The following is a 21,035-nucleotide window of genomic DNA, read 5'->3' as shown; positions in this document are numbered from 1 at the left end:
CTAATAGTGATACACTAATATTAAGTTATTATTGATCCAGAAAGATGTGTGACAAAGTCGCGCCCTGCTTCGCTGTGGCGCTTAAACATAGTGCCTGCATCCTTTCTGCAAATCGTAGGGTATAAGGACGGTAAAAATGAGCGACAGACAAACCAAAACAGATGTTATTTTAATTGGCGCCGGGATTATGAGTGCAACTTTAGGGGCACTGCTGAAGGAATTAGTACCGAGCTGGGAAATTAAGGTGTTTGAAAAGTTAGCAAGCGCAGGTGAGGAAAGCTCTAACGAATGGAACAATGCGGGAACAGGGCATGCTGCACTTTGTGAGCTTAACTATACCTCCGAAAAACCAGATGGATCGGTAGATATTAGCAAGGCAATCTCTATTAATGAACAGTTCCAAATTTCAAGACAGTTTTGGTCCTACCTTGTAAGCAGCAATTTGATCCGCAATCCTCAAGATTTCATTATGCCTTTGCCACATATGAGTATGGTGCAAGGCGAGAAGAATGTTAAGTTTCTAAAGAAACGCCATGAAGCCATGTCCAACCATCCTTTGTTCCAGGGGATGGAATTTTCTGATGATCCGAATAAGCTGAAGGAATGGATCCCGCTAATTATGAATGGCCGGACATCCAATGAACCGATCGCAGCAACGAAGATCGACTCTGGTACAGACGTCAATTTTGGCGCATTAACTCGCATACTGTTCGATTACTTGAAGAAGAAAAATGTGCAATTGAATTACAAGCATAGTGTAGATAATATCAAGCGTACTAGCGATGGCTTGTGGGATTTAAAGGTGCGTAACCTGGAAAGCGGTACGGTAGAACGTCATGCTGCGAAATTCGTCTTTATTGGCGGTGGCGGAGGCAGCTTGCATTTGCTGCAAAAATCCGGTATCCCAGAGGGCAAAAGTATTGGCGGTTTCCCGGTAAGCGGTCTGTTTATGGCATGTAAAAACCAGGAAGTTGTAGAGCAGCATCATGCGAAAGTATACGGAAAAGCTCCTGTTGGCGCTCCTCCAATGTCTGTTCCGCATCTGGATACAAGATATATCGATAATAAAAAGTCGTTGCTTTTCGGACCTTTTGCAGGATTCACTCCTAAGTTTTTGAAGAATGGTTCCATGCTCGATTTAATTACATCCGTAAAACCTGATAATCTCGTTACGATGCTAGCAGCAGGTGCCAAAAATATTCCATTGACTAAGTATTTGATCCAGCAGGTGATGCTGTCGAAAGAAAAGCGTATGGAAGATTTAAGAGGGTTTGTTCCTACAGCTAAAAGTGAAGATTGGGAACTGGTAGTTGCAGGTCAGCGTGTACAGGTTATCAAAGATACCGAAGCTGGCGGGAAAGGTACGCTGCAATTCGGTACAGAAGTTATAAGCGCTGCTGACGGTTCAATTGCGGCTTTACTTGGCGCTTCACCGGGTGCTTCTACCGCCGTTCACGTCATGCTGGAAGTAATCAAGAAATGCTTCCCGCAGCAATTGAAGGAATGGGAGCCGAAAATTAAAGAAATGATTCCTTCTTATGGCGTATCGCTGGCTAAAAATCCTGAGTTGATCCGCGAAATTCATGCTTCAACCTCTAAAACGCTTCGCTTGGCCGGAGAACTGCAAGCAGCCTCAAAGTAATCTAGTAAAAATAAATAGCCTTTGTCCTCAAATGGAGGATGAAGGCTTTTTTGTTGTATACACGATGCAGGTTTATCTATTTTCTATATTTATATTTTTTCCAGCACTAAAAAACGCAGTGACAGCAAGCAATTTGAATCTATTATCATTAACCGTGTGAAAAAAGAAGAGCAAGGAAAAAGTAAGATTTACTTTGGTGAAGCGCTTACATAAAATTGATTTTGCAGTGTAAATCACGTTGAAGGGAGAAATAAACAGATGAACAGTCAACGATTAAAGAGGGGGTTGCGAAGGTTTTTATGTGCAGGGCTTTGTATAGTCATTGTGTTTTCAATGTTTGGCTATACTTCACCAGTGCGTGTAAGTGCTGCGCCTTTGAGCTTAACCAATCCAGGATTTGAAGACGGAATGGAGGGATGGACACTTGTAGTAGGATCACAAGATCAGGTCACGATTGACAGCACTATTGTGTCAGAGGGCTTAAAAAGTTTGAAAATAGCGGATACCAGCAAATCTGCCTCTTATATGGTGGAAAGTAATAAAATTGCGGTTAACGAGGGGTACAAATATACGGCAGCCGCAAAGTTTTATCAGAAAGGAAGAACGGCTGGTTACGCCAATATGAGTCTTGTATTTTATAATGCGGATCATGCGCTAATCCCGATTTCTCCTGTAGCAGAAGCAACTGCAACGTATCTCAATAATGCCTGGACAGACTTATCTGTCAGTCGGAATGCTCCTGACGGAGCGGCCTATGTCAGTATCAGGCTTGCCACAACAACGAGTTATGTCAGTGAAGGTGCTTATTTTGATGCAGTCAGTTTGGATGAGGATTCCGATGACTATAACATTGCTGAAAGTGACAGCCAAGCCTTGCAAATCGGTTTCGCACAAGGAGATAATGCGGATACTGTAAGGAATGGAGTAGAACTTCCAACGGCTGGCATGGCTGGATCAACCATAGCCTGGGATTCAAGCCACCCTGAGATTATTACGGCGGATGGAACGGTATTACGCCCATCATCGCTTATCGGAGACCAGCAAGTGACTTTAACAGCGACTGTGCAATTCGGGTCCGCCTCCGTAACAAAGTTGTTTCCTCTGACGGTGTTAAGCTACCCAGTTGTCTTAACAAATGCCGGGTTTGAGACGGGAGATCGTACGGGATGGAGACAAATTGCAGGCAGTGCAGCTGATGCTGTAGTTGTTAACACTCAAAAACATAAGGGAAGCTATAGCATTAAGTTTACAGACAACAGTCCAACAGGAGCCTTGGGAGTAGAAAGTGAACGGCTTGAGGCAGGAGAAGGGTTATATTATACGGCTTCCTCCAAAGCTTTTATTGAACAAGGCAATTTTACGATTTATTTGCGTTTTTATGCGGAAGATGACAGTGTGCTCTATCAAAATGCGATTTCTTCCAAAGTTCTAAACAGCTGGCATACGATGCAGATTTCCGATATTGCACCGGCAGGCGCCAAATTTGTATCCGTCGTGCTGAGTTCGAATACGAGCAATGTCGGAATAAGTTATTTCGATGATATTGAACTTTCCTGTTATAAGGATACAGAAATACTGGAACTCGATAAGGAAGCGATTGAAATTGGATTTGCTGAAGGGGATTCGGCGGCATCTGTTACAGCGGATTTAACGTTACCAACAAGCGGCCGGTATTCAACCATTTCATGGTCATCGGATAATGAACAAGTTATTGCGGCGAGCGGTTCTGTCAGTCGACCTAGTATGGAAGAAGGCGATGCGGAGATTACGCTGACAGCTGCAGTTTCAGCCAACGGTCAAACGGTTACACGTACGTTTACTTTAATGGTCAGAGCAACAGGAATGACGACAACTCGTGTTAATCTGCCGCTTGTAAACGCAGGTTTTGAGGACGGGTTGGCAGGTTGGACGATGATTGCAGGCACGCAATCAACTATCGATGCGGTATCGAATCGTGCATATGCCGGACAGAAAAGTTTGCTCATTGCTGATTCGGGCGCTGCACAGGCTTATACGTTGGAAGGTGTGAAGGAATTGGCTGCGCCCGATATAACCTATTCGGCCTCAGCGCAATTCTATCAATTGGGAAGAGGAAAGAGTTACGCTTATTTTTATCTGTACTTCTATGACAGTGGAAACAATCTGATTGAAACGAAATCGGCTACAGGCCCTTACAGCAACAGTACCGGAAACAATTGGACACCGGTGACCATAACAGCTACCGCTCCTGCTGGAACCCGTTTTGTAAGCTTGGGCGTCGGGACGACCACTATTTATACGGGACAGGTGTGGATAGACGATGTACAACTTGAGGCAAGCACACAAGCGGATAATACAGTAATAAGTGATAACGATGCAGTGGGCGCGGATGCAGGCTCTCTTTCTATTCGTTATATAGGCGGGGACTCGGCTGCAGGTGTATCCGGACCATTGGGGCTGCCGGTAGTGGGCGCCCATGACACTTTGATTGCGTGGAGTTCCAGCCATGAACATATTCTTTCGAGAACTGGCGTTATTAACCGTCCTGAAGCCGATACGGATGTTACCTTGACCGCACGTATCACACGAGGAGGGCGGTCGATGGAACGTGCTTTCTCGTTAAAAGTGATGAAGAAAGCGGTTGTGCAAGTATCCGTCGGAACCAGCTTGCAAAATTCCGGGTTTAGTGACGGAATAAACGGCTGGGAACAACTTACGGGTGATTCTGAACGGGTATCGGTGACGAACCAGGGCTATAATGGCCCAGGACTTGAAGTGAACTCACCAGGCACGGAGGCCATTGTTATTCAAAGCTCTGCTGTGCGTGCTGAGAAAAAGAAAGAGTATACAGCTAGTGCCAAAGCAAAAATAAATGCAGGAAAAGCACATATCGAATTAAGGTTTTATGATGCTGCGGGCAATTTGCTTACAAGTGAAAGTTCCGCCAATAGTACCGCATCAGGCATTTGGCAAGATCTGTGGGTCAGAAGTGTAGCTCCTGTTTTAACCAACTATGTAAGAGTCATTATTTGGGCGGATGCGGGCGAGGCGTCCCATTTCACAATGGATGAGGTTATGCTCTCTGGTGGAGATTTTGCACATGACAACCGCGGGTTTGAAGGGGGGACCGACGGTTGGCTGATTGCTGGTGGAGATGGATCAGTCGCTGCTGATTCCACCAAGGCATTCAAGGGAGAAACTTCGTTAAAACTGCAAGCTGCTTCGGGGGGTATGCCGTCAGTTGAAGGGAACAAGCTGTTTGCGACACCAGGCGAATTGTTTACAGGGTTTTCTAAAGTTTTTATAGATGAGGGAACAGCAGTCCTATCCTTGAATTTTTATGATGAATCGGAGCAATTGCTGCAGGTAGAAACAGCATATGCTGATGCGCCGTTACAAGGATGGACGAGTATGGGGATTAAAGCAGAGGCTCCTGCAAATGCCAACTATGTTTCTTTGACTTTATCTGCACAATCTGACAGCATCGTTTGGTTCGACGAAACTTATGTTTCCAAAGAGTTTACTTATCTGGGCGTCCCCATTTTTTTGGAGTCTATTCAAAGCTCAGCTTACGGAAAATCAGTCGATGGAAGGGATATGGCTTATACAGTTGGAGTCAATGCAATGAAGGACAATACACATTTTGTCGGTGTTGATCTGGAGACTTCAGAAACGGTGGTTGCTATTCCACTAAGTGAATCGCAAGGAGCTTTCAGTGTTATAGCGGCTTCTGATGGAAATATATATGTCGGCAGTTACACAGATGGACGAATTTATAAGTATGTGCCGGGTGCTACCAGTATGGTTGATCTGGGGATTGCGGTGCCGGGACAAAGCACGCCGTTTAGCATGGCTGATGGCGGTGACGGCGTGATCTATGGTGGAACTTATGATCAAGCTTATGTTTTCAAATATACACCGGGTTCAGGATTTTCAACGATCAGTCCGGACGGACCGGGCAAACGTTTTGATCCGAACGAGGACTATGTCAGAGGAATCGCTGTTGATCGGGACAATCATGCACTGTACGCAGGCATAGGAAGCCATGCCAAGCTGGTCCGCTATGATCTGGTTACGGGACAAGCTGACTCCCTGCTGGAAGAAGAGTTGACGGATAAAACTTTTGTGTATCATTTGAAATATACCGGTGGAAAATTGTTTGCTACAACTACACCGGACAGCAGCATTATGGTATTGGATATTAGCACGGATGAATCCGGCAATGTCTCCGTTGAGATTGAAGCCGTTTTAAGAAACAGCTACGTCGTCTCAGATGCGGTAAATGGTAAGGTGTACTATATTACAGCAGATAAAAAGCTGAATTATTACGATATAGCCAGCAAAACGCAAGGTGAGGTTCTTGATTCTCATGCCAAGACAGTAGTGCCGGGAATTACCCCAATGACCTTATCCATTGTTCAAATGACGAATCAAACCGATTATCCCGGTTATTCGGTTGTAGGGATGGGATCAGTCCATATCGGCAAAACCGGTACATTTGTTTATAATTTGCAAACTGGAAAATTAAGAACAGGCCCGGCGGATTTGCCTGCTGCAGGTTTTGGAGCCAGAAGCTTGCTGCTCGGATCGGATGGAGGAGTATATTCCGGCAATCATCTAGGCGGGGGAACTGCAGTTTATTATCCGTTAAGCGGAGAGATTAAACAGCATTATGGTTTGGCACAAATTGAAAACGGTGTCTCCCTTGGGGATAAGATCTATTTTGGTACGTATACTAGTGCGAATTTGATGGAATATGACCCGTCTAAGCCATGGGATATTGATAAGGGCGGCCAAAATCCAAGAAAAGTATTTGAACTGAAGACACAATATCAGCAGGATCGGCCTTTTGGAATGGCAGCAGGCGACGGCCTGGTCTTTATGGGTACTGTACCTGATTACGGTGTGCTTGGAGGAGCTATTGCCATTTATGAACCGGAGACGGATGAGCCGCCTGTCGTGGTTCGCAATATCGTTCAGGATCAAAGTATTGTTGCGCTTGAATATGCTGATGGCATTCTTTATGGCGGCTCTTCGGTATGGGGAGGACTTGGAGTGGATCCTACTGCAACCAGTGCCAAGTTTTTCGCTTATGACCCGTTTACCCATACCAAACTGTTTGAAATGGAAATTCAAGAGGGAAAACGGGTAATCACCTCGCTTGTAAAAGGTCCCGACGGAAATATATGGGGTATGTGCGAGGGGCATGTATTTATTTATAATCCGCAAAGCAATCAGATGATTTATAATCAGAATCTTATTCCTGAAATTAATTACTCAGCTGTCTCTTCGCCCGTATCGGTCGGCGGCCAGCTTATTCCTGGCGATGACGGTTATATGTATGGAAACACGACAGGGAACCTGTTTCGCATTAACCCCGAAACTATGCAGATTGAAATATTGCGCACAGGCGGTTCCATCTTTATCGAAAAAGATGATGTAGGCAATATTTATTTCTCTGATTTTACAGGTCTTGTAAGATACTCCTATATGGATAGCAACGCAATGCTGGATAGCGGGCTTGCTGCTGCCAAGCTTCATGCGGATGCAGAAGCGAATGTAATTGGCTATAGCGGCGGCGATCATGCCGGTCGAGTAACGCAAAATGTTGTTTTTGCGGCAAATGGTGTGAATGGGTCCATTATTAGTTGGGAGTCAGATCATCCCGAGTATATCAGCAATAGTGGAGTAGTCGTTAGACCTGCACCAAATGCCGGTAATGTCACTGTGGATATAAGAGCGACCTTTGAATTAAACGGCCTTGAGCAAAAGAAGCTGTTCCGCTTAACGGTGATCGCAGAAGAAGCGGGTAATGGAAATGGGAACAATGGCGGCAATAACGGAAATAATGGAAACAACGGGAATGAAGGAGGCTCAACCTCACCAGAAAATCCAGTCCAACAAGACAATGACCAGATTAAAGTAAGTTTTAAAGGAACGTATGTCGATATAAAGGCTGATGATTTAATAGAACTGCTGGAAGGGAAGAGCAAGATTTTAGTGGCTTCAAATTCAGAGGCTGCGTTCGAGTTTTCGTTGTCTGAGTCGCAAATAAAGGAATGGCTGAGGCAATGGGATGGAACAACTGCATCGACGATCCGATTTGTAATTGAGCCGGCGTCGGGTGATGCGGCTTCTGCGCTGCAAAAGGCATTGAAGCTGCATGAGGCAAACCAGATTGCCCCTGCCGTTTACTTTAAGGTTCAATTCATTGGAAAGGATGGAATACCGCAGGATATGACATTAAGCCTTGAGGATATCCGTCGTATACTCATGCTTGATAGTCAAGTTGATGAAAAGCAGTCAACGGGTATCTATTTTGACCCTGTTACAGGGCAATTGGGCTTTGTTCCAACTTCTTTTGCGAAACGGAACGGTAAGAAAGCTGCTATTATAAAGTTCTCCGGCAATCAAACACTATATACTGTTGCCGCAAGCAACAAATCTTTCGATGATATTGCTGGTCATTGGGCAGCAAAGGATATTACCCTGTTGGCAAATAAACTGATCGTTAATGGAATCGGAAATAACAAATTTGCGCCTGAGCAAGGAGTAAAACGTGCTGAATTTGCGGCTTTAATCGTACGCGCATTAGGATTGACAGGAACATCAGCTGCTGGTCGTTTTACGGATGTGCAATCTGACGCTTGGTATGCTCAGGCAGTGTCGGCTGCTGTACACGCCAATATTATTCACGGTTATGAGGATGGTTCATTCCGGCCTAATGCACTTATTACTAGAGAAGAAATAGCGGTTATACTGGTCAGGGCAATGTCATACATCGGATTAGACCGTTCTGTCGGCCAAGAGCAACAAATAAAGGTGTTGGCTCCTTTCACTGATACGGAGTCGCTCAGTTGGTCCGCTCCTTATCTGGCTGCTGCCTTGCAAGATCAAATAATACAAGGTAAACCGGGCAATCGGCTTGATCCGAAAGGAGTACTTACAAGAGCAGAGATGGTTGTTATGTTGAAACGCTTTTTAACCAAAGTCTCGTATGTATCAGAGTAAGAGCTTCAAGCCTGGCCAATCGAGCATCTGATGTTTTAGTATTTCTATTGTTATATTATTTCCACCCGCCCCAAACCCTTGATACATCAAGGTTTTGGGGCTTAAATTAGAAAGAGGAGCCGGGATATTGCTGCTCACGAATTCCTCTTATTTACGGAATTAAAGCGCTTACTTAATATATGAAATGTGTCACATAACAAATTTAAAAATGACAATCAAAATGGGAGGAAGCACTTCATGAAAAAGATTTCTTTTATTCTTGTTACAGCCATGATGATCTTATTGACCGCTTGTGGAGGAAATGATCCGAAACCGGCAGCAACAAACACAAATCAATCCGGGGGGAATGAAACCGTATCACCAACAACAGAGGTTGCAGCTGATTACGGTGATACAGGTGGATTGACGCTTCCACTAGTTGATAAACCGACAACGATTACATGGATGCTAGTGAGTGAAAATCCGGTACAAGACAAACTGATTGTAAAGGAGATTGAAAAGCGTACCGGGATTAAAGTAGAGTTTCAAACTTACTCCAAAGCCACATTTCAGGAAAAATTGCGTGTAACGCTTGGATCAGGCAAATTGCCCGATGTTTTTCATGGCTTAACCCTGGCGGAAGTGAAAAAGCTTGGCAAGCAAAATGCAGTAGTTGCCCTTAATGATTATGCTGACCAGCTTCCTAATTTCTCCAAGCTATATCTTGAAGAAAACAGCTGGGTTATTCAATCGTATGGAGATGAGCACGGAAAACTGTATACTTGGCCTATATATAACATGAATCGTGATGTTAACCACGGTTTCTTATACCGCAAAGACATATTTGACAAGCATGGCATTCCGCTATGGACGAATACAGAGGAATTTTATCAAGCGTTAAAGGCTTTAAAGGAGCATTACCCGCAAAGCTATCCGTTAGCTTCCAAGACAGCAGCCAATTTGTTTAAAGATTATGCATATGGCTGGGGAATTGGCGGGGAGAGCTATCCCATGTATTATGACGAGGCTAATAAGGTTTGGAAGTTTGCTCCGATGCAGCAGCAAAACAAAGATATGCTTGATTTCTTAAAGAAATTGCTTAATGAAGGCTTGCTCGATCCGGAGTTTTTGACGGATACATCAGACTCCTGGACATCGAAAATGACAACAGATAAAGCATTTGTCACTTTTGATTGGATCGGAAGGCTCGATTTGTTCTACAACCAAATCAGCAGTAAAAATCCTTCCTATGATTTGCGATACGGCAATCCGGTTGGTCCAACAGGAAATATTCGAACCTTGTTTCCAATTAACAACGAGCTGAATATTGCAGTTGCTAATAACGCTAACAAAGAAGTGGCTTTGAAGCTGCTTGATTATTTGTCCAGCCCATCTGGAGGAACTTTAATGTCAATGGGCATTGAAGGCGAGACTTTTACAATGGTTGATAATAAGCCTGTTTATCCAGAGTTGAAGGATGTACCACTGGTCGATATTAGTGTGCTTGACAACAAATATGGTTTATGGCTGGAAGGAGCCACACTGCGTCCTGACCGCAGAAGTGTCTACTACAATTTTACAGAGAAAGAACAAGAGGCACAGGATATGATGCTCTCTGCCAAATCCTTTGAGCCGCTTGATCCCATATTAAACTTTACAGATGAAGAAACATCAGAAATATTGGAATTGCAGCAGGGCTTGCAAAAAGCAGCTGAAGAGTTCAATTCCAACTATGTGCTAAATCCAGCTTATGGCGAGAAAAATTGGGAGGATTGGCTGCAATACGCCGAGAAGCTCGGTTCTTCCAGCCTGGAAGCGACTTATAATCAAGCGCAACAGCGTTATGATGCAGCTGCGAAATAAATAAAAACTGGCATCAAGTAAAGGCGCCCGATTACGGGTGAATCGGGCGCTGCTTTGCAAAGGAGGAAGGTGCTGTGGCAAGATTGCGCAATGCATTTAAACATGCCGCACGGGATAAGCAGCTGCTGCTTATATTTTTACCCTGTCTGGCATTCTATATTATTTTCCGCTATGGCCCTTTATACGGACTGATTATTGCTTTTAAAGATTACAACGTTTTTGAAGGAATACTTAGAAGCGACTGGGTTGGGCTAAAGCATTTTATTAAGTTTTTTGAAAGCCGGGAGTTTCTGCAATTGTTTCGAAACACGTTACTGCTAGGCGTATCCACATTAGTATTCAGCTTTCCTTTTCCGATTTTGTTAGCTGTATTGCTGAATGAAGTGAGGGTGGCAAAATTTAAGAAAGCGGTGCAAACGGCGAGCTACCTGCCGACATTTTTGTCGGTTGTTATTATAAGCAGTATGATTATTGACTTTCTTTCGCCATCACAAGGCTTGGTAAATAAGATTATTATGCTGTTTGGCTTTGAGAGCAAATATTTTCTTGTTGATTCGAGCTGGTTCCGTCCAATCTATGTGCTGTCTGAAATATGGACGAATACAGGCTATGAGGCGATTATATATTTGGCTGCTATCGCGGGAGTGAACCCTACATTATATGAAGCTGCAAGGATAGACGGAGCAAATCGCTTTCATATGATGCGGCATATTACGATACCTGGCATTTTGCCAGCTATACTCATTATGTTTATATTAAAAACAGGTTCAATGATTCGCATCGGCTATGAAAAAGTGCTTTTGCTCTATAACTCTATGACCTATGATGTTGCAGATGTATTCTCCACCTTTGTATATAGAAAAGGCTTGCTGGAATCCAATTACAGCTATGGAGCTGCAGTCGGCATGTTCGAAGCAGTGATCGCAATGACGATGCTGTTGCTCGCACATTTTGTCAGCAAGAGAATAGGGGGCAGAGGATTGTGGTAGGACAACGCCAAATTAATGTTTTTACAGTGTTCAATACACTGTTGCTGCTTTGTGTAGGGATTGTTACGGTTTATCCGATTGTTTATATTACATCTATATCGATAAGCGATACAGCCAGTGTGATACAGGGAAATATATTTTTATGGCCGGAAGGAATTAATTTTGATGCATATCAGAAAGTTTTGATGGATAATAAAATTCCAAGGGCGTATTTAAACACTATATTCTATACTTCGCTTGGCACGTTTATTAATTTGGCCATGACATCAATTGCCGCGTACCCGCTTTCCAGGCCTGACTTTTTTGGACGAAAGTATTTTATGTTCGCAATTGTCATTACGATGTTCCTGCAGCCCGGTATTATACCGAACTATTTAATTGTTGAAAGATTAGGCTTGCTGGACTCTGTATGGGCGCTTGTTTTGCCGAACGCAATCTGGACATTCGAATTGCTTATTTTAAAAACGTTTTATGAGAATATGTCTGAGCAATTGCGGGAAGCGGCACTCATGGACGGTGCATCGGAGCTTCGTATATTATTTAATATTATGATTCCGTTGTCCAAGCCGGCTATTGCCTCCATCGGTCTGTTTTATTTTATCGGGCATTGGAACAGCTTCTTTCTGCCGATGATCTATTTGCATGACCAGACGCTGTACCCACTGCAGGTCGTGCTGAGAGATATGCTTATTTTTAGAGACGGAAGCGATTCCAATCTGGTTGACGCTTCAGCGCTGGCGCCGCAAGCTATGAAGAATGCAACAATCGTACTATCTATGATCCCTGTGCTGCTGATTTATCCGTTTGCACAAAAATATTTTGCCAAGGGTGTCATGCTCGGCTCCGAGAAGGGATAATTCATTTTTACGCTTAGGGGATACATTCATAATGAGAGGAAGCTGACTGTTGGTGAGACGATTTTTTACAAATCTAGGCATGCTGCAGGTGTTCATCTCGGGGCTGTTGGTTATCGTCATTATGTTTGTATCCACCTTGTTTATTTATCGCAATTTAATATCCGGCATTTATGAAAAGGTGTCAGAAAATAACGGTCTAGTTGTGCAGTCAATCGTACAGTCATTGGACAATAGTTTTCGAACCATAAACAATATTATTTATACCATACATCGATTGCCGCCCTATGACAGCTTGGCGCTCACTGCAGATAACCATGTTCAGATGCTTAAAGTTCAAGAGCTGGTGCAAAATTTGGAGACATTGATTTCTACTGTCGATTATATTGAAGAGGTTGTAGTTTTCTTCGATTCCTCCAATCTGGCAGTAACCTCCAAAGGAACCAGCAGCTTTGATTTGCTGTTTAACACAAAATATAATCATGCCTCCTATAATGCTGATTATTGGAGAGCATATGCTAAAGCGCAGCATCCGTTTAAGCTTTTCTCTGCAGAAGAGTACACGATCTATAGTGAAACTAATCGGCAAACGAGAACGGAAAACTTGATTATGGCTGTGGCTGGCAACAAAATGAGCGCCTCCAGCAAGCAAATTATTATTATGATCAATAGCGATGCTCTTATGAAGCATGTAAACCAGCAGCCTATGATACCGGGTGCGACTTTGACAATGCTTGATCAAGACCGGAATATAGTATACAGCACTGGCAAACAGCTGGATATTGTTGATATATTGAATGAAGCGACGCTTTCAGCTAATGCGGATACGTCTTTGACCAAAGAAAATTTTGAGTATAACTTCTATTATTCGGATTACAACGATTACACCTATATTGAGAAGGTTCCTTATCGATTTCAGAATCTGGGTACCGTCGAGAAAGCCAACTATATGATTATGCTGCTGGCATGTGTCAGTGCTATTGTGGTGGCTGTAAGCACAAGCTTGTACATGCATAGACCTGTCAGGAAAATTATCCGGCAGCTGGGCGGGGGGAACAGCAAGGGGGATGATTTTCGGAAAATTCATAGCGGTATTGTAAAGCTGCAATCAGAAAACGATACTTACCGCAAGCAAATTTCCAGCTATGATGCAGAACAGTTCAGGTATATATTTTTACGAGTGCTGCACGGACAACTACATCATGAAGAGCATGATTTTCAAATGCAGAAATATTATACTCGCTTCTTTAGTGAAAAGTATTTTGTCATGGTTAAATTTGAGCTTGATGTGTCTGACGAAGGAACTGTATCCGTCAAAACAGTTGAGGAGCTTGCGTCTGTATTGCAGGAAGGAATGAGCCAGCTGCAGTTGTCGGGTACGGTAATTTATGATCACACTGCTTATATTGCATTGATTGGAATGAAAGCGCCGGAGGATAAGGATGTATGGCTAAGGAGAGCACGCCAATCGCTTGCAGGTCTTGGCAAGCATGAATTAAATGGTTATAGCTGCAGGGGATGCGTCAGCAAAGTTTATATATCTGAGCTTGAGAATTGCCAGCATGCTTATGCAGAAGTTAATAATGCCAGCTTGCATCGTCAGGTGAATGAAGGCGATATTTTATTGGATGCCGAATCTGTTCGCCTGGTTTGGAACGCATACTTGCCTTTTGAGAGGCTCGAGAAGCTGTCGAATTACATTTTGACAGGAAAAGCGGATGAGGGCATTGCCATTATAAAGCAAACTATGCAAGAAAATATTGCGCGTAATGTCCATTACTATCAGCTTGAGCATATTGCAAAAACAATATTTTTCTATTTAATTAATATAGCTGGCGGACTTGGAAATGCTCCACAGCAACTGTATGAGCTTGAGCATGAGTTCCTGCAGCAATTGGATAGTCGCTCGAACGGTGCTGCGATTGAGAATGCATTAGTAAAGGTAGCACAGCATTTATCGCGTTTAAGCAAAACAGAGCCTAAAAATAAGCTGAACCCGATATATATTGCTCAGTATATCGAGCTGAACTATATGAAGGATTTATACTTGGATCATATTGCTGAAGTCATGGAAACCTCGCCCAAATATTTCTCATACTTTTTTAAGAAAAGCTTTGGCGTCAATTATGTGGAGTATTTAAATAAAGTAAGATTGACGCATGCCAGGGAGCTTTTGAAAGACACGAATGACTCCATTACAGAAATTGCAGAAAAAACCGGATATTCTACACTTTCATCATTTACAATTACGTTTAAAAAATATATGGGCATCTCCCCAACAGATTTTCGCAAGCAAATTGATCTGTAACACCACAAAGGGAGTGCATACTTTTCTGGGTATTTTGCAAAACTATGGTGTGGACGACATCATTCCATCGACAGGGAGGAACAATCACCTTGGCAAAACACTCAGATATAAGTTGGAAGCAGGATCATCCCAGCACCTTGTTAAGCAATTCTGTCCAAAAGGCAAACAATGCAGTGAAGCAAGCGATGTCACACCCGGCGGAGCAGGTGGTGGAGCAAGCTTACGATTCCATTTCCCATGCAGAAAACGCGCTGTATAATGCAGAGCAGCATCAAGAACATATGGACATTGTCGAGCAAAATAAAGAGCAGCTTGAGCGGTTGAAGCAGCAAATGCAAGAAATACAAGAAAGTCCAGATAATCGGTAAAAACATTATAACCTCCTTGCGTTTAACCAAACGTAAGGAGGTTATTTTAAATTATAGGAATGTATAAGTTTTTTTATAAACTTGTTCTTATCATTCATCGGTAAACGCGCCTTTCCAAAGGAAACAATACGAAATAATTGATCTACATTTAATCAACTATCAGTTAGAATGGATAAATAGGACATTCATTAAAAAGGAGGCTGTTGTAATGAAGCAGTGGACAAGCGAAATTGAAATACATAGTCCGATTGAGCATGTATGGTCGTATCTGGATGGCTCATTAGAGCAGATGCAAAAAATTATGCCTCAGGTAGTTGAAAATAAACCAATTAAAATTACGAAAGAAGGCGTTGGCAGCATTTACCGGCAAAAGTATAAGGAAGGCAAGCGCATCGAGGAGTACGATGTCCATACGCTGGATTATTCCAATCAACCGGATAATAAGAAAGTGAAAATTGGATTTACGTTAGCGAACAGCTTTGAGATTACGGCTTTATATGAGCTGCGTAAATTAGAGGACCAAAAGACATTGCTTCGGTATACAGCTGCCACTAAGCCCTTAAAGTGGTTTTTAAAGCTGCTTATGGTATTCGCAACGGAGAAGGTTGTCGTTTCTTTTTTGGAAAGGGTAAAAAAGGTTGCGGAATCCGAAACTAGCTCTTGATCATATAATGGGGGTATAAATGTCTATGCGATTCAACCCATTGTTTCATTTCGAAGATCATCTGATCATAGCTCGGAACCTGGAACGAAAAATCAGTCCGATTGTTTCGTAAGGTTTTATCCAGATTGACGGTGTCAGAAGGAAGGATATTTATGCTGTTTGCTTTAAAATGCTGATTAAAAAGCTGTAACAAATCGTATTTGCTTATGCTTGTATTGTTAACAAGATTATACAATCCCGTTAGTTGTTCCGCAGCGGCTCTTTCCATAGCCTTGGCCAAAGTTAGTGTAGTGACCCCAGTCCAAATAGCATGGGTATATCCATATATTGATTCTTTTTGCTTCATAAACCAGTTAAATAATCCGATTCCATCTTTTTTCATATCCGGACCGATAATAGAATTTCTGAATGTGAGCTGCTGGCCGTTATTTATTTCGCCTAAAGCTTTGGAACGGTCATAAAAGGTTTCGCCGTCATGCAGGCTGTTTTCGTCATAAGGTGCTGATTTCCCGGAGAAAACACAATCGGTGCTCATATGAAATAGTTTAGTTGGGGTGTTTTTTAATAGTTCAACGATTAGATGGGGGAAATAGCTATTCAGGTATACAGCGTTTGAGGGGTTTATGTCACATGCTTCGTTTAATACACCGATACAGTTGATAATAGCATCATAGCGGCCATTGGAGAAAATGGATGTCAGGAAAGTGCGATCCTGTAGGTCTCCATTAATATTGGCGCAAAAAGGGAATGATGCTCTTGAATAGGTCGTGACATCATGACCTCTTTCATGCAAATACAAGGAGATCGTGTGACCTGCCATACCTGTCGCTCCAAGAACTAAAAATTTCAACCGGCTCATCCTTTCCATTTCCGCAGTTCTTCTTGAATATAGGCAAGCTGGATCAGTTTTTTCTTTATTTCTTTGACGGAAAGAATTTTCGTATTATTAGAATTGTATTCATCCGTTAGCGTAATTTTGTGAGATCCGTTCTCCAGGTACTTTCCATAATTCAAATCACGATTGTCAGATGGAACCCGATAGAAATTGCCCATATCAATCGCTTTCGCAGCTTCTTCCTTCGTTAAAAGCACCTCGTACACTTTTTCGCCATGACGTGTTCCAATCACTTCAATTTTATTGCTTGCACCAAACAGTTCTTTTAATGCTTGAGCTAAATCGCCAATATAGGAAGAGGGAGATTTTTGAACCATAATATCTCCATTTTCTGCATGCTGAAAAGCATACAGTACTAATTCGACTGCTTCTTCCAGGCTCATAATAAAACGGGTCATACTCGGATCTGTGATCGTTAATGGTTTACCCGCTTTAATTTGCTCAATAAATAACGGTATGACGGAGCCGCGTGAGGCCATGACATTACCGTACCGTGTTCCACAAATAAGCGTTTTGTCAGGAGAAACGGTTCTAGATTTTGCAATAAAAGTTTTTTCCATCATAGCTTTGGAAATTCCCATGGCGTTGACGGGGTATGCGGCCTTGTCTGTAGAGAGGCAAATGACTTTTTTTACACCTGCCTGAATGGCGGCGGTTAATACGTTGTCTGTACCAAGCACATTCGTTTTTACAGCTTCTAAAGGGAAAAACTCGCAAGAGGGGACTTGTTTAAGAGCGGCGGCATGGAAAACATAATCGACCCCATACATTGCCGTATTTAAGCTGCTGATATCACGCACATCCCCGATGAAAAACTTGATTTTATTATTTTGGTATAAAATACGCATGTCGTCCTGCTTCTTCTCGTCCCTGGAAAATATTCTGATTTCCTTAATATCCGTATGCAAGAACCGCTCTAATACTACATTGCCGAATGATCCCGTACCGCCTGTAATGAGTAGTATTTTATCGTTAAACATAAAAATCTCGACACCTTTCCTTAGCGTGCGACATGATAGCGTTGTGACAAAATAATGCCTTACTTTAGACCTCTTTGATACAAATCATATTCGGAATTTTCACGAGGGTAGTTATACCAATAGGCAAATATACCCGTATAGTAACGAGATGGACTTTTATCCAGCAGGACTCTATTAAAATCGCAGTCTCCAGCCATATCATTTCTAATCGTGAACTTTGCATCGCCAATAAAGCTTCGCCGAATAATTTTAAATTGACCGCACCAGCCGTAACGATTGGATTCGTTGATTACGAATTGCAGACCCAATTTTGTAAGCATATTGTAGTAATAAATGTCATATCGGCCGTCAATCTTTGCCAGCACATCCCGAATAGTAGGCAAATACATATCATCGCTATCAATAATACCTACATAATCGCCGGTTGCCTCTTCGATACAACGGTTATAGGAGTAGCTTGCGCCCTTATTTTGTTCGTTTAACAAGATTTTTAATTGAGGGCAGGTTTTTTGATATTCTCGTAAAATATTTAAGGTTTGATCCGAAGAGCCGTCGTCACAAACGATAATTTCATAGGCATATTCTTTAGGAATGCTATCCAACATCGTTTTGAGCCATTGCTGACTATTATAGACGGGGCTTAAAAAGCTAAATTTCATAGAAATCCTCATTCCTTTATACGGCTAGTAACTAGGTTTCATCACTTCTGTCGAGTTACTATATGCGTAATAAGACGAGATGGTTCCTATAAATAGATTGGTAGGCGGACCAGAATGATGGACATAACAAAGAACCATGCATTTAGCCATGGTTCTTTGTCTTGCTTTCTACTAATAAGCTGCCAATTTAAGTGCTCCAGTATTCACATCCTTGGGATAGCAGCCATTTCTTTATATCGGCAAACTCCTGTTGCGCAGCCTGCTCATACATGATGGCCACTTCTTGCTTGTAGGCGTAATTAAATCTAATATAGCCGCCCAGCCGTTGATAGAACAAACGGCAAGTATATTCATTTTCAACAGTCAGATCAGGCGGAAAAGCCGCTCGGCACCATGCGGCCAGTTCCGGCAGATCAGGCAAACCCTGATTTGGCGGCAACCGCAAGAAGAGATGGCTTTGCGTATTGGAACATGGCTCATAATAAACGGCTTCATCTTGTTCGCATCTATAAACCTGACGATAAATTTCGTCCAGCATGATAGCGTATGTACGCTCGTCCTCTTGGGCCGGAGCCTGCAGAGAAATGGCTTCAATCTGATCTGCATGTCTGGGCAGCCAAAGCAGTTGGTCGGTTTGAGGATGTACGGCAAGAAAATCACCATCTATCGTTGTGCCTATGGCGATACACTGGCTGATCTGCTGCTGGGTAATAGGACTGTTTTCGTCATGCTCCCAAAAATCGTAATCAGCAAAAGGTTTAAGCACCTCTGTATCAGGTGAATAGACATTTATCCAGCCTCTGTAATTGCCTGCGCCGAACTTTTGCAAAAATACTAAATAACCGGGCGGGAAAGAAGCTATGTTTTGCTTCGCAATAATTAGATGCTCATCTTCCGGCAGCAGCTTTGTCTGAGATATAACATACATAGATACTCCTCCTGCAGCACATTATTCTGCTCAGTAGTTTAACACAATTGGCAGTTTGTGTACTGAGTCTTTTGTTTCACAGCGTGTTCTATAATCAATTGGACCTATGGGATTTTCTGGATTGTCACCTGGCATAGGCCCTTGGACTTGTTGTTTTTTACCAGTCCGTTTCCTATACTTTTTATAAGACATTGAGTGGGAGCGGGTAAAGATGATCAGTTTGAAAGATGTTGGGAAGTTCGAGGAGCTGCCTGAGATTGCGATGCATATTTCCAAAGGAAATATACCGGCATTGCAGGCTGCAATTGCAGACGGCTGGGATGTGGAACAGAGCATCGTGCTTAGCAAGCATACTGCAATAAGTCCTTTGGACCTAGCGCTAATATCGCAGAAGCTGAGTGTAATAAAGCTGCTGATCGAGCATGGCGTTAATTTAAATGTCAAACATAATCCGGCCTTTTTGCGGGCGGTTCGTTATTGCAAGGAAGATATCGTTCGATACGTTGCAGCGCAGGGGGCCAGACTGGATCTGCTCAATCAAGTAGGGTCAGGTGCTTATTCCCAGGCCTACTATGGCAATAAAAACAATATTCCGCTTATTCATGAGCTCGGATTGGATATTAAGCAGCATGGCGGAGAAGTGCTGCGTCAAGCGGTATCCGATTATGATTTTAAGACGATTACTTATTTGCTCGATCAAGGAGTAGATATTAATTATAACAAGGCCGATATGGTTTATCCTTATCAGGCGACTCCGCTAACAGTGGCCGCGAGAATAGGCAATTTATCCATGGTAAAATTTCTAGTTGAACGCGGTGCGGACGTTACTTTAGCAGAAAAGGACGGGGAGCGGCCATATACGATTGCGGTCAGCAATAAATATAAAGCGCTGGCTGATTTTTTGAAAGCATTGGAGCCGGCAGAGTTTCATCAACTCGAGAACAAGAAGCATGAGCTTAAAAAATATAAGTTAACGGATGAGCTGGTCTCTTTTCTGAACAGCGACAAGCTACGGCTTGAGCTGGCGAAAAATGAGTATGAACTCGGATATATCGATTTTTTTACATTCATGGATACGATAGAGATGAAGGCAGGCAAGCAAAAGCTGCTGCGCATTTCAGCCAATATCGACAACTACCCCCATCTGCAGCTCGTATGGAATCCGAAGAAAAAAGGTCTCATAGGCTGTTACGATATGGAGCATGAGACGTATGCAGATTTATGCAGCTTTGAAGAGTTTCTCGAAAAGCCCGAACTTTACCTCATTCGGTTCATGGAGGGTGAATGGTAAGCAATAAGGAAGGGACACTTATTGGGTGTCCCTTTATTTATGGGGGCGGCCGAGAACGTATTAATTGTGAGTCATGCAGCACTGATGAAGATTAACAGCTCAACGCATGGGGATTTCCAACATTTATGTTATTATATATATACATATAGAAAGGTCGTCTATTGTAGCAGGACAGCGGGTGAATATTTTACTGGAGGGGTTTACAATGTATGACATAACAATGGACTTAACAGGCGATTGGATCAGAACGGTCAAGGAGATTGTTCAAAGCGCTGGTGAGTCGCTTGAAGGAGAGCATTCGGAAAAAGAGCTGGCACTTCGATATTTTCAGCTGACCATGTCTGCCGAGGAAGCGGAAGCAGCGGCAAACGCAGCACTGCTGCGACTGCAGGAACTGGAAATCATTATTCGCAACAATTTGGAAGCGACGATTTTACCAGACATACGCAAGCGGACCAGCTATGAAGGCAATGCGTTTCACTTTTGCTGGGTTTACAATCAGGGAGAACATATTGTCGAATTGAAGTCAGAGTATAGAATACCGTTAAATGTAGAATAGATGGATTCATTTTGTGCAGCCATTGGCGAGCAACAAAAAAGGACAATGAATCGGATAGTCTCAGTC

14 protein-coding genes are annotated in these 21,035 nt (G+C 42.9%); 10 read left to right on the top strand and 4 right to left on the bottom strand.

What is annotated here, in order from left to right:
- Positions 1-136 precede the first annotated feature (136 nt).
- The 8 genes from ACRRU2_RS08735 (at position 137) to ACRRU2_RS08700 (ending at position 15,657) form a co-directional block, all read left to right on the top strand.
- On the top strand, positions 137-1,642 hold the full coding sequence (locus tag ACRRU2_RS08735) for a malate:quinone oxidoreductase (RefSeq protein WP_331697475.1): 1,506 nt from the start codon (positions 137-139) through the stop codon (positions 1,640-1,642).
- Between the two features lie 258 nt (positions 1,643-1,900).
- Positions 1,901-8,632 carry an immunoglobulin-like domain-containing protein gene (locus tag ACRRU2_RS08730; RefSeq protein ID WP_432500820.1) on the top strand — a complete coding sequence of 2,244 codons (6,732 nt, stop codon included), beginning with the start codon at positions 1,901-1,903 and terminating at the stop codon, positions 8,630-8,632.
- A gap of 237 nt (positions 8,633-8,869) precedes the next feature.
- Positions 8,870-10,474 carry an extracellular solute-binding protein gene (locus tag ACRRU2_RS08725; RefSeq protein ID WP_432500819.1) on the top strand — a complete coding sequence of 535 codons (1,605 nt, stop codon included), beginning with the start codon at positions 8,870-8,872 and terminating at the stop codon, positions 10,472-10,474.
- Positions 10,475-10,548: 74 nt separating this feature from the next.
- Positions 10,549-11,463: an ABC transporter permease gene (locus tag ACRRU2_RS08720; RefSeq protein WP_432500818.1), complete on the top strand. Its 915-nt coding sequence runs from the start codon at positions 10,549-10,551 to the stop codon at positions 11,461-11,463.
- Positions 11,457-12,320 carry a carbohydrate ABC transporter permease gene (locus tag ACRRU2_RS08715; protein WP_331697470.1) on the top strand — a complete coding sequence of 288 codons (864 nt, stop codon included), beginning with the start codon at positions 11,457-11,459 and terminating at the stop codon, positions 12,318-12,320. The genes ACRRU2_RS08720 and ACRRU2_RS08715 overlap by 7 nt, the downstream gene beginning before the upstream one ends.
- A gap of 52 nt (positions 12,321-12,372) precedes the next feature.
- Positions 12,373-14,625: a helix-turn-helix domain-containing protein gene (locus ACRRU2_RS08710; protein WP_432500816.1), complete on the top strand. Its 2,253-nt coding sequence runs from the start codon at positions 12,373-12,375 to the stop codon at positions 14,623-14,625.
- An 89-nt stretch (positions 14,626-14,714) separates the two neighbouring features.
- Positions 14,715-14,993, top strand: coding sequence for a hypothetical protein (locus ACRRU2_RS08705; protein ID WP_331697468.1), 279 nt, complete (start codon positions 14,715-14,717; stop codon positions 14,991-14,993).
- 208 nt (positions 14,994-15,201) lie between these two features.
- Positions 15,202-15,657: an SRPBCC family protein gene (locus tag ACRRU2_RS08700; RefSeq protein WP_432500815.1), complete on the top strand. Its 456-nt coding sequence runs from the start codon at positions 15,202-15,204 to the stop codon at positions 15,655-15,657.
- Here ACRRU2_RS08700 and ACRRU2_RS08695 read toward each other — a convergent pair.
- The 4 genes from ACRRU2_RS08695 to ACRRU2_RS08680 all read right to left on the bottom strand — a co-directional run bounded on the left by ACRRU2_RS08695 (position 15,647) and on the right by ACRRU2_RS08680 (position 19,119).
- Positions 15,647-16,507, bottom strand: a complete 861-nt coding sequence (locus ACRRU2_RS08695; protein ID WP_432500814.1) for an SDR family oxidoreductase — start codon at positions 16,505-16,507, stop codon at positions 15,647-15,649. The genes ACRRU2_RS08700 and ACRRU2_RS08695 overlap by 11 nt on opposite strands.
- Before the next feature lie 5 nt (positions 16,508-16,512).
- Positions 16,513-17,532: a polysaccharide biosynthesis protein gene (locus ACRRU2_RS08690; RefSeq protein ID WP_432500813.1), complete on the bottom strand. Its 1,020-nt coding sequence runs from the start codon at positions 17,530-17,532 to the stop codon at positions 16,513-16,515.
- A 59-nt stretch (positions 17,533-17,591) separates the two neighbouring features.
- Positions 17,592-18,191: a glycosyltransferase family 2 protein gene (locus ACRRU2_RS08685; protein WP_331697464.1), complete on the bottom strand. Its 600-nt coding sequence runs from the start codon at positions 18,189-18,191 to the stop codon at positions 17,592-17,594.
- A 187-nt stretch (positions 18,192-18,378) separates the two neighbouring features.
- Positions 18,379-19,119, bottom strand: coding sequence for a hypothetical protein (locus ACRRU2_RS08680; RefSeq protein ID WP_432500812.1), 741 nt, complete (start codon positions 19,117-19,119; stop codon positions 18,379-18,381).
- Positions 19,120-19,330: 211 nt separating this feature from the next.
- On the opposite strand from ACRRU2_RS08680, the gene ACRRU2_RS08675 reads away from it, so the two are divergent.
- Positions 19,331-20,410: an ankyrin repeat domain-containing protein gene (locus ACRRU2_RS08675; RefSeq protein WP_432500811.1), complete on the top strand. Its 1,080-nt coding sequence runs from the start codon at positions 19,331-19,333 to the stop codon at positions 20,408-20,410.
- Positions 20,411-20,615: 205 nt separating this feature from the next.
- Positions 20,616-20,969, top strand: coding sequence for a hypothetical protein (locus ACRRU2_RS08670; RefSeq protein WP_331697461.1), 354 nt, complete (start codon positions 20,616-20,618; stop codon positions 20,967-20,969).
- Positions 20,970-21,035: the final 66 nt, after the last annotated feature.

It is taken from the genome of Paenibacillus sp. GXUN7292, assembly GCF_050864975.1.
In the GTDB taxonomy this organism is placed as follows: domain Bacteria; phylum Bacillota; class Bacilli; order Paenibacillales; family Paenibacillaceae; genus Pristimantibacillus.
This window is presented reverse-complemented; position numbering and strand designations above follow the sequence as displayed.

What these genes read in the sequence shown, in the direction of transcription:
- ACRRU2_RS08735 (WP_331697475.1), top strand. Translation starts at nt 137, where the DNA reads ATGAGCGACAGACAAACCAAAACAGATGTTATTTTAATTGGCGCCGGG.
- ACRRU2_RS08730 (WP_432500820.1), top strand. Translation starts at nt 1,901, where the DNA reads ATGAACAGTCAACGATTAAAGAGGGGGTTGCGAAGGTTTTTATGTGCA.
- ACRRU2_RS08725 (WP_432500819.1), top strand. Translation starts at nt 8,870, where the DNA reads ATGAAAAAGATTTCTTTTATTCTTGTTACAGCCATGATGATCTTATTG.
- ACRRU2_RS08700 (WP_432500815.1), top strand. Translation starts at nt 15,202, where the DNA reads ATGAAGCAGTGGACAAGCGAAATTGAAATACATAGTCCGATTGAGCAT.
- ACRRU2_RS08690 (WP_432500813.1), bottom strand. Translation starts at nt 17,532, where the DNA reads ATGTTTAACGATAAAATACTACTCATTACAGGCGGTACGGGATCATTC.
- ACRRU2_RS08685 (WP_331697464.1), bottom strand. Translation starts at nt 18,191, where the DNA reads ATGAAATTTAGCTTTTTAAGCCCCGTCTATAATAGTCAGCAATGGCTC.
- ACRRU2_RS08680 (WP_432500812.1), bottom strand. Translation starts at nt 19,119, where the DNA reads ATGTATGTTATATCTCAGACAAAGCTGCTGCCGGAAGATGAGCATCTA.
- ACRRU2_RS08675 (WP_432500811.1), top strand. Translation starts at nt 19,331, where the DNA reads ATGATCAGTTTGAAAGATGTTGGGAAGTTCGAGGAGCTGCCTGAGATT.
- ACRRU2_RS08670 (WP_331697461.1), top strand. Translation starts at nt 20,616, where the DNA reads ATGTATGACATAACAATGGACTTAACAGGCGATTGGATCAGAACGGTC.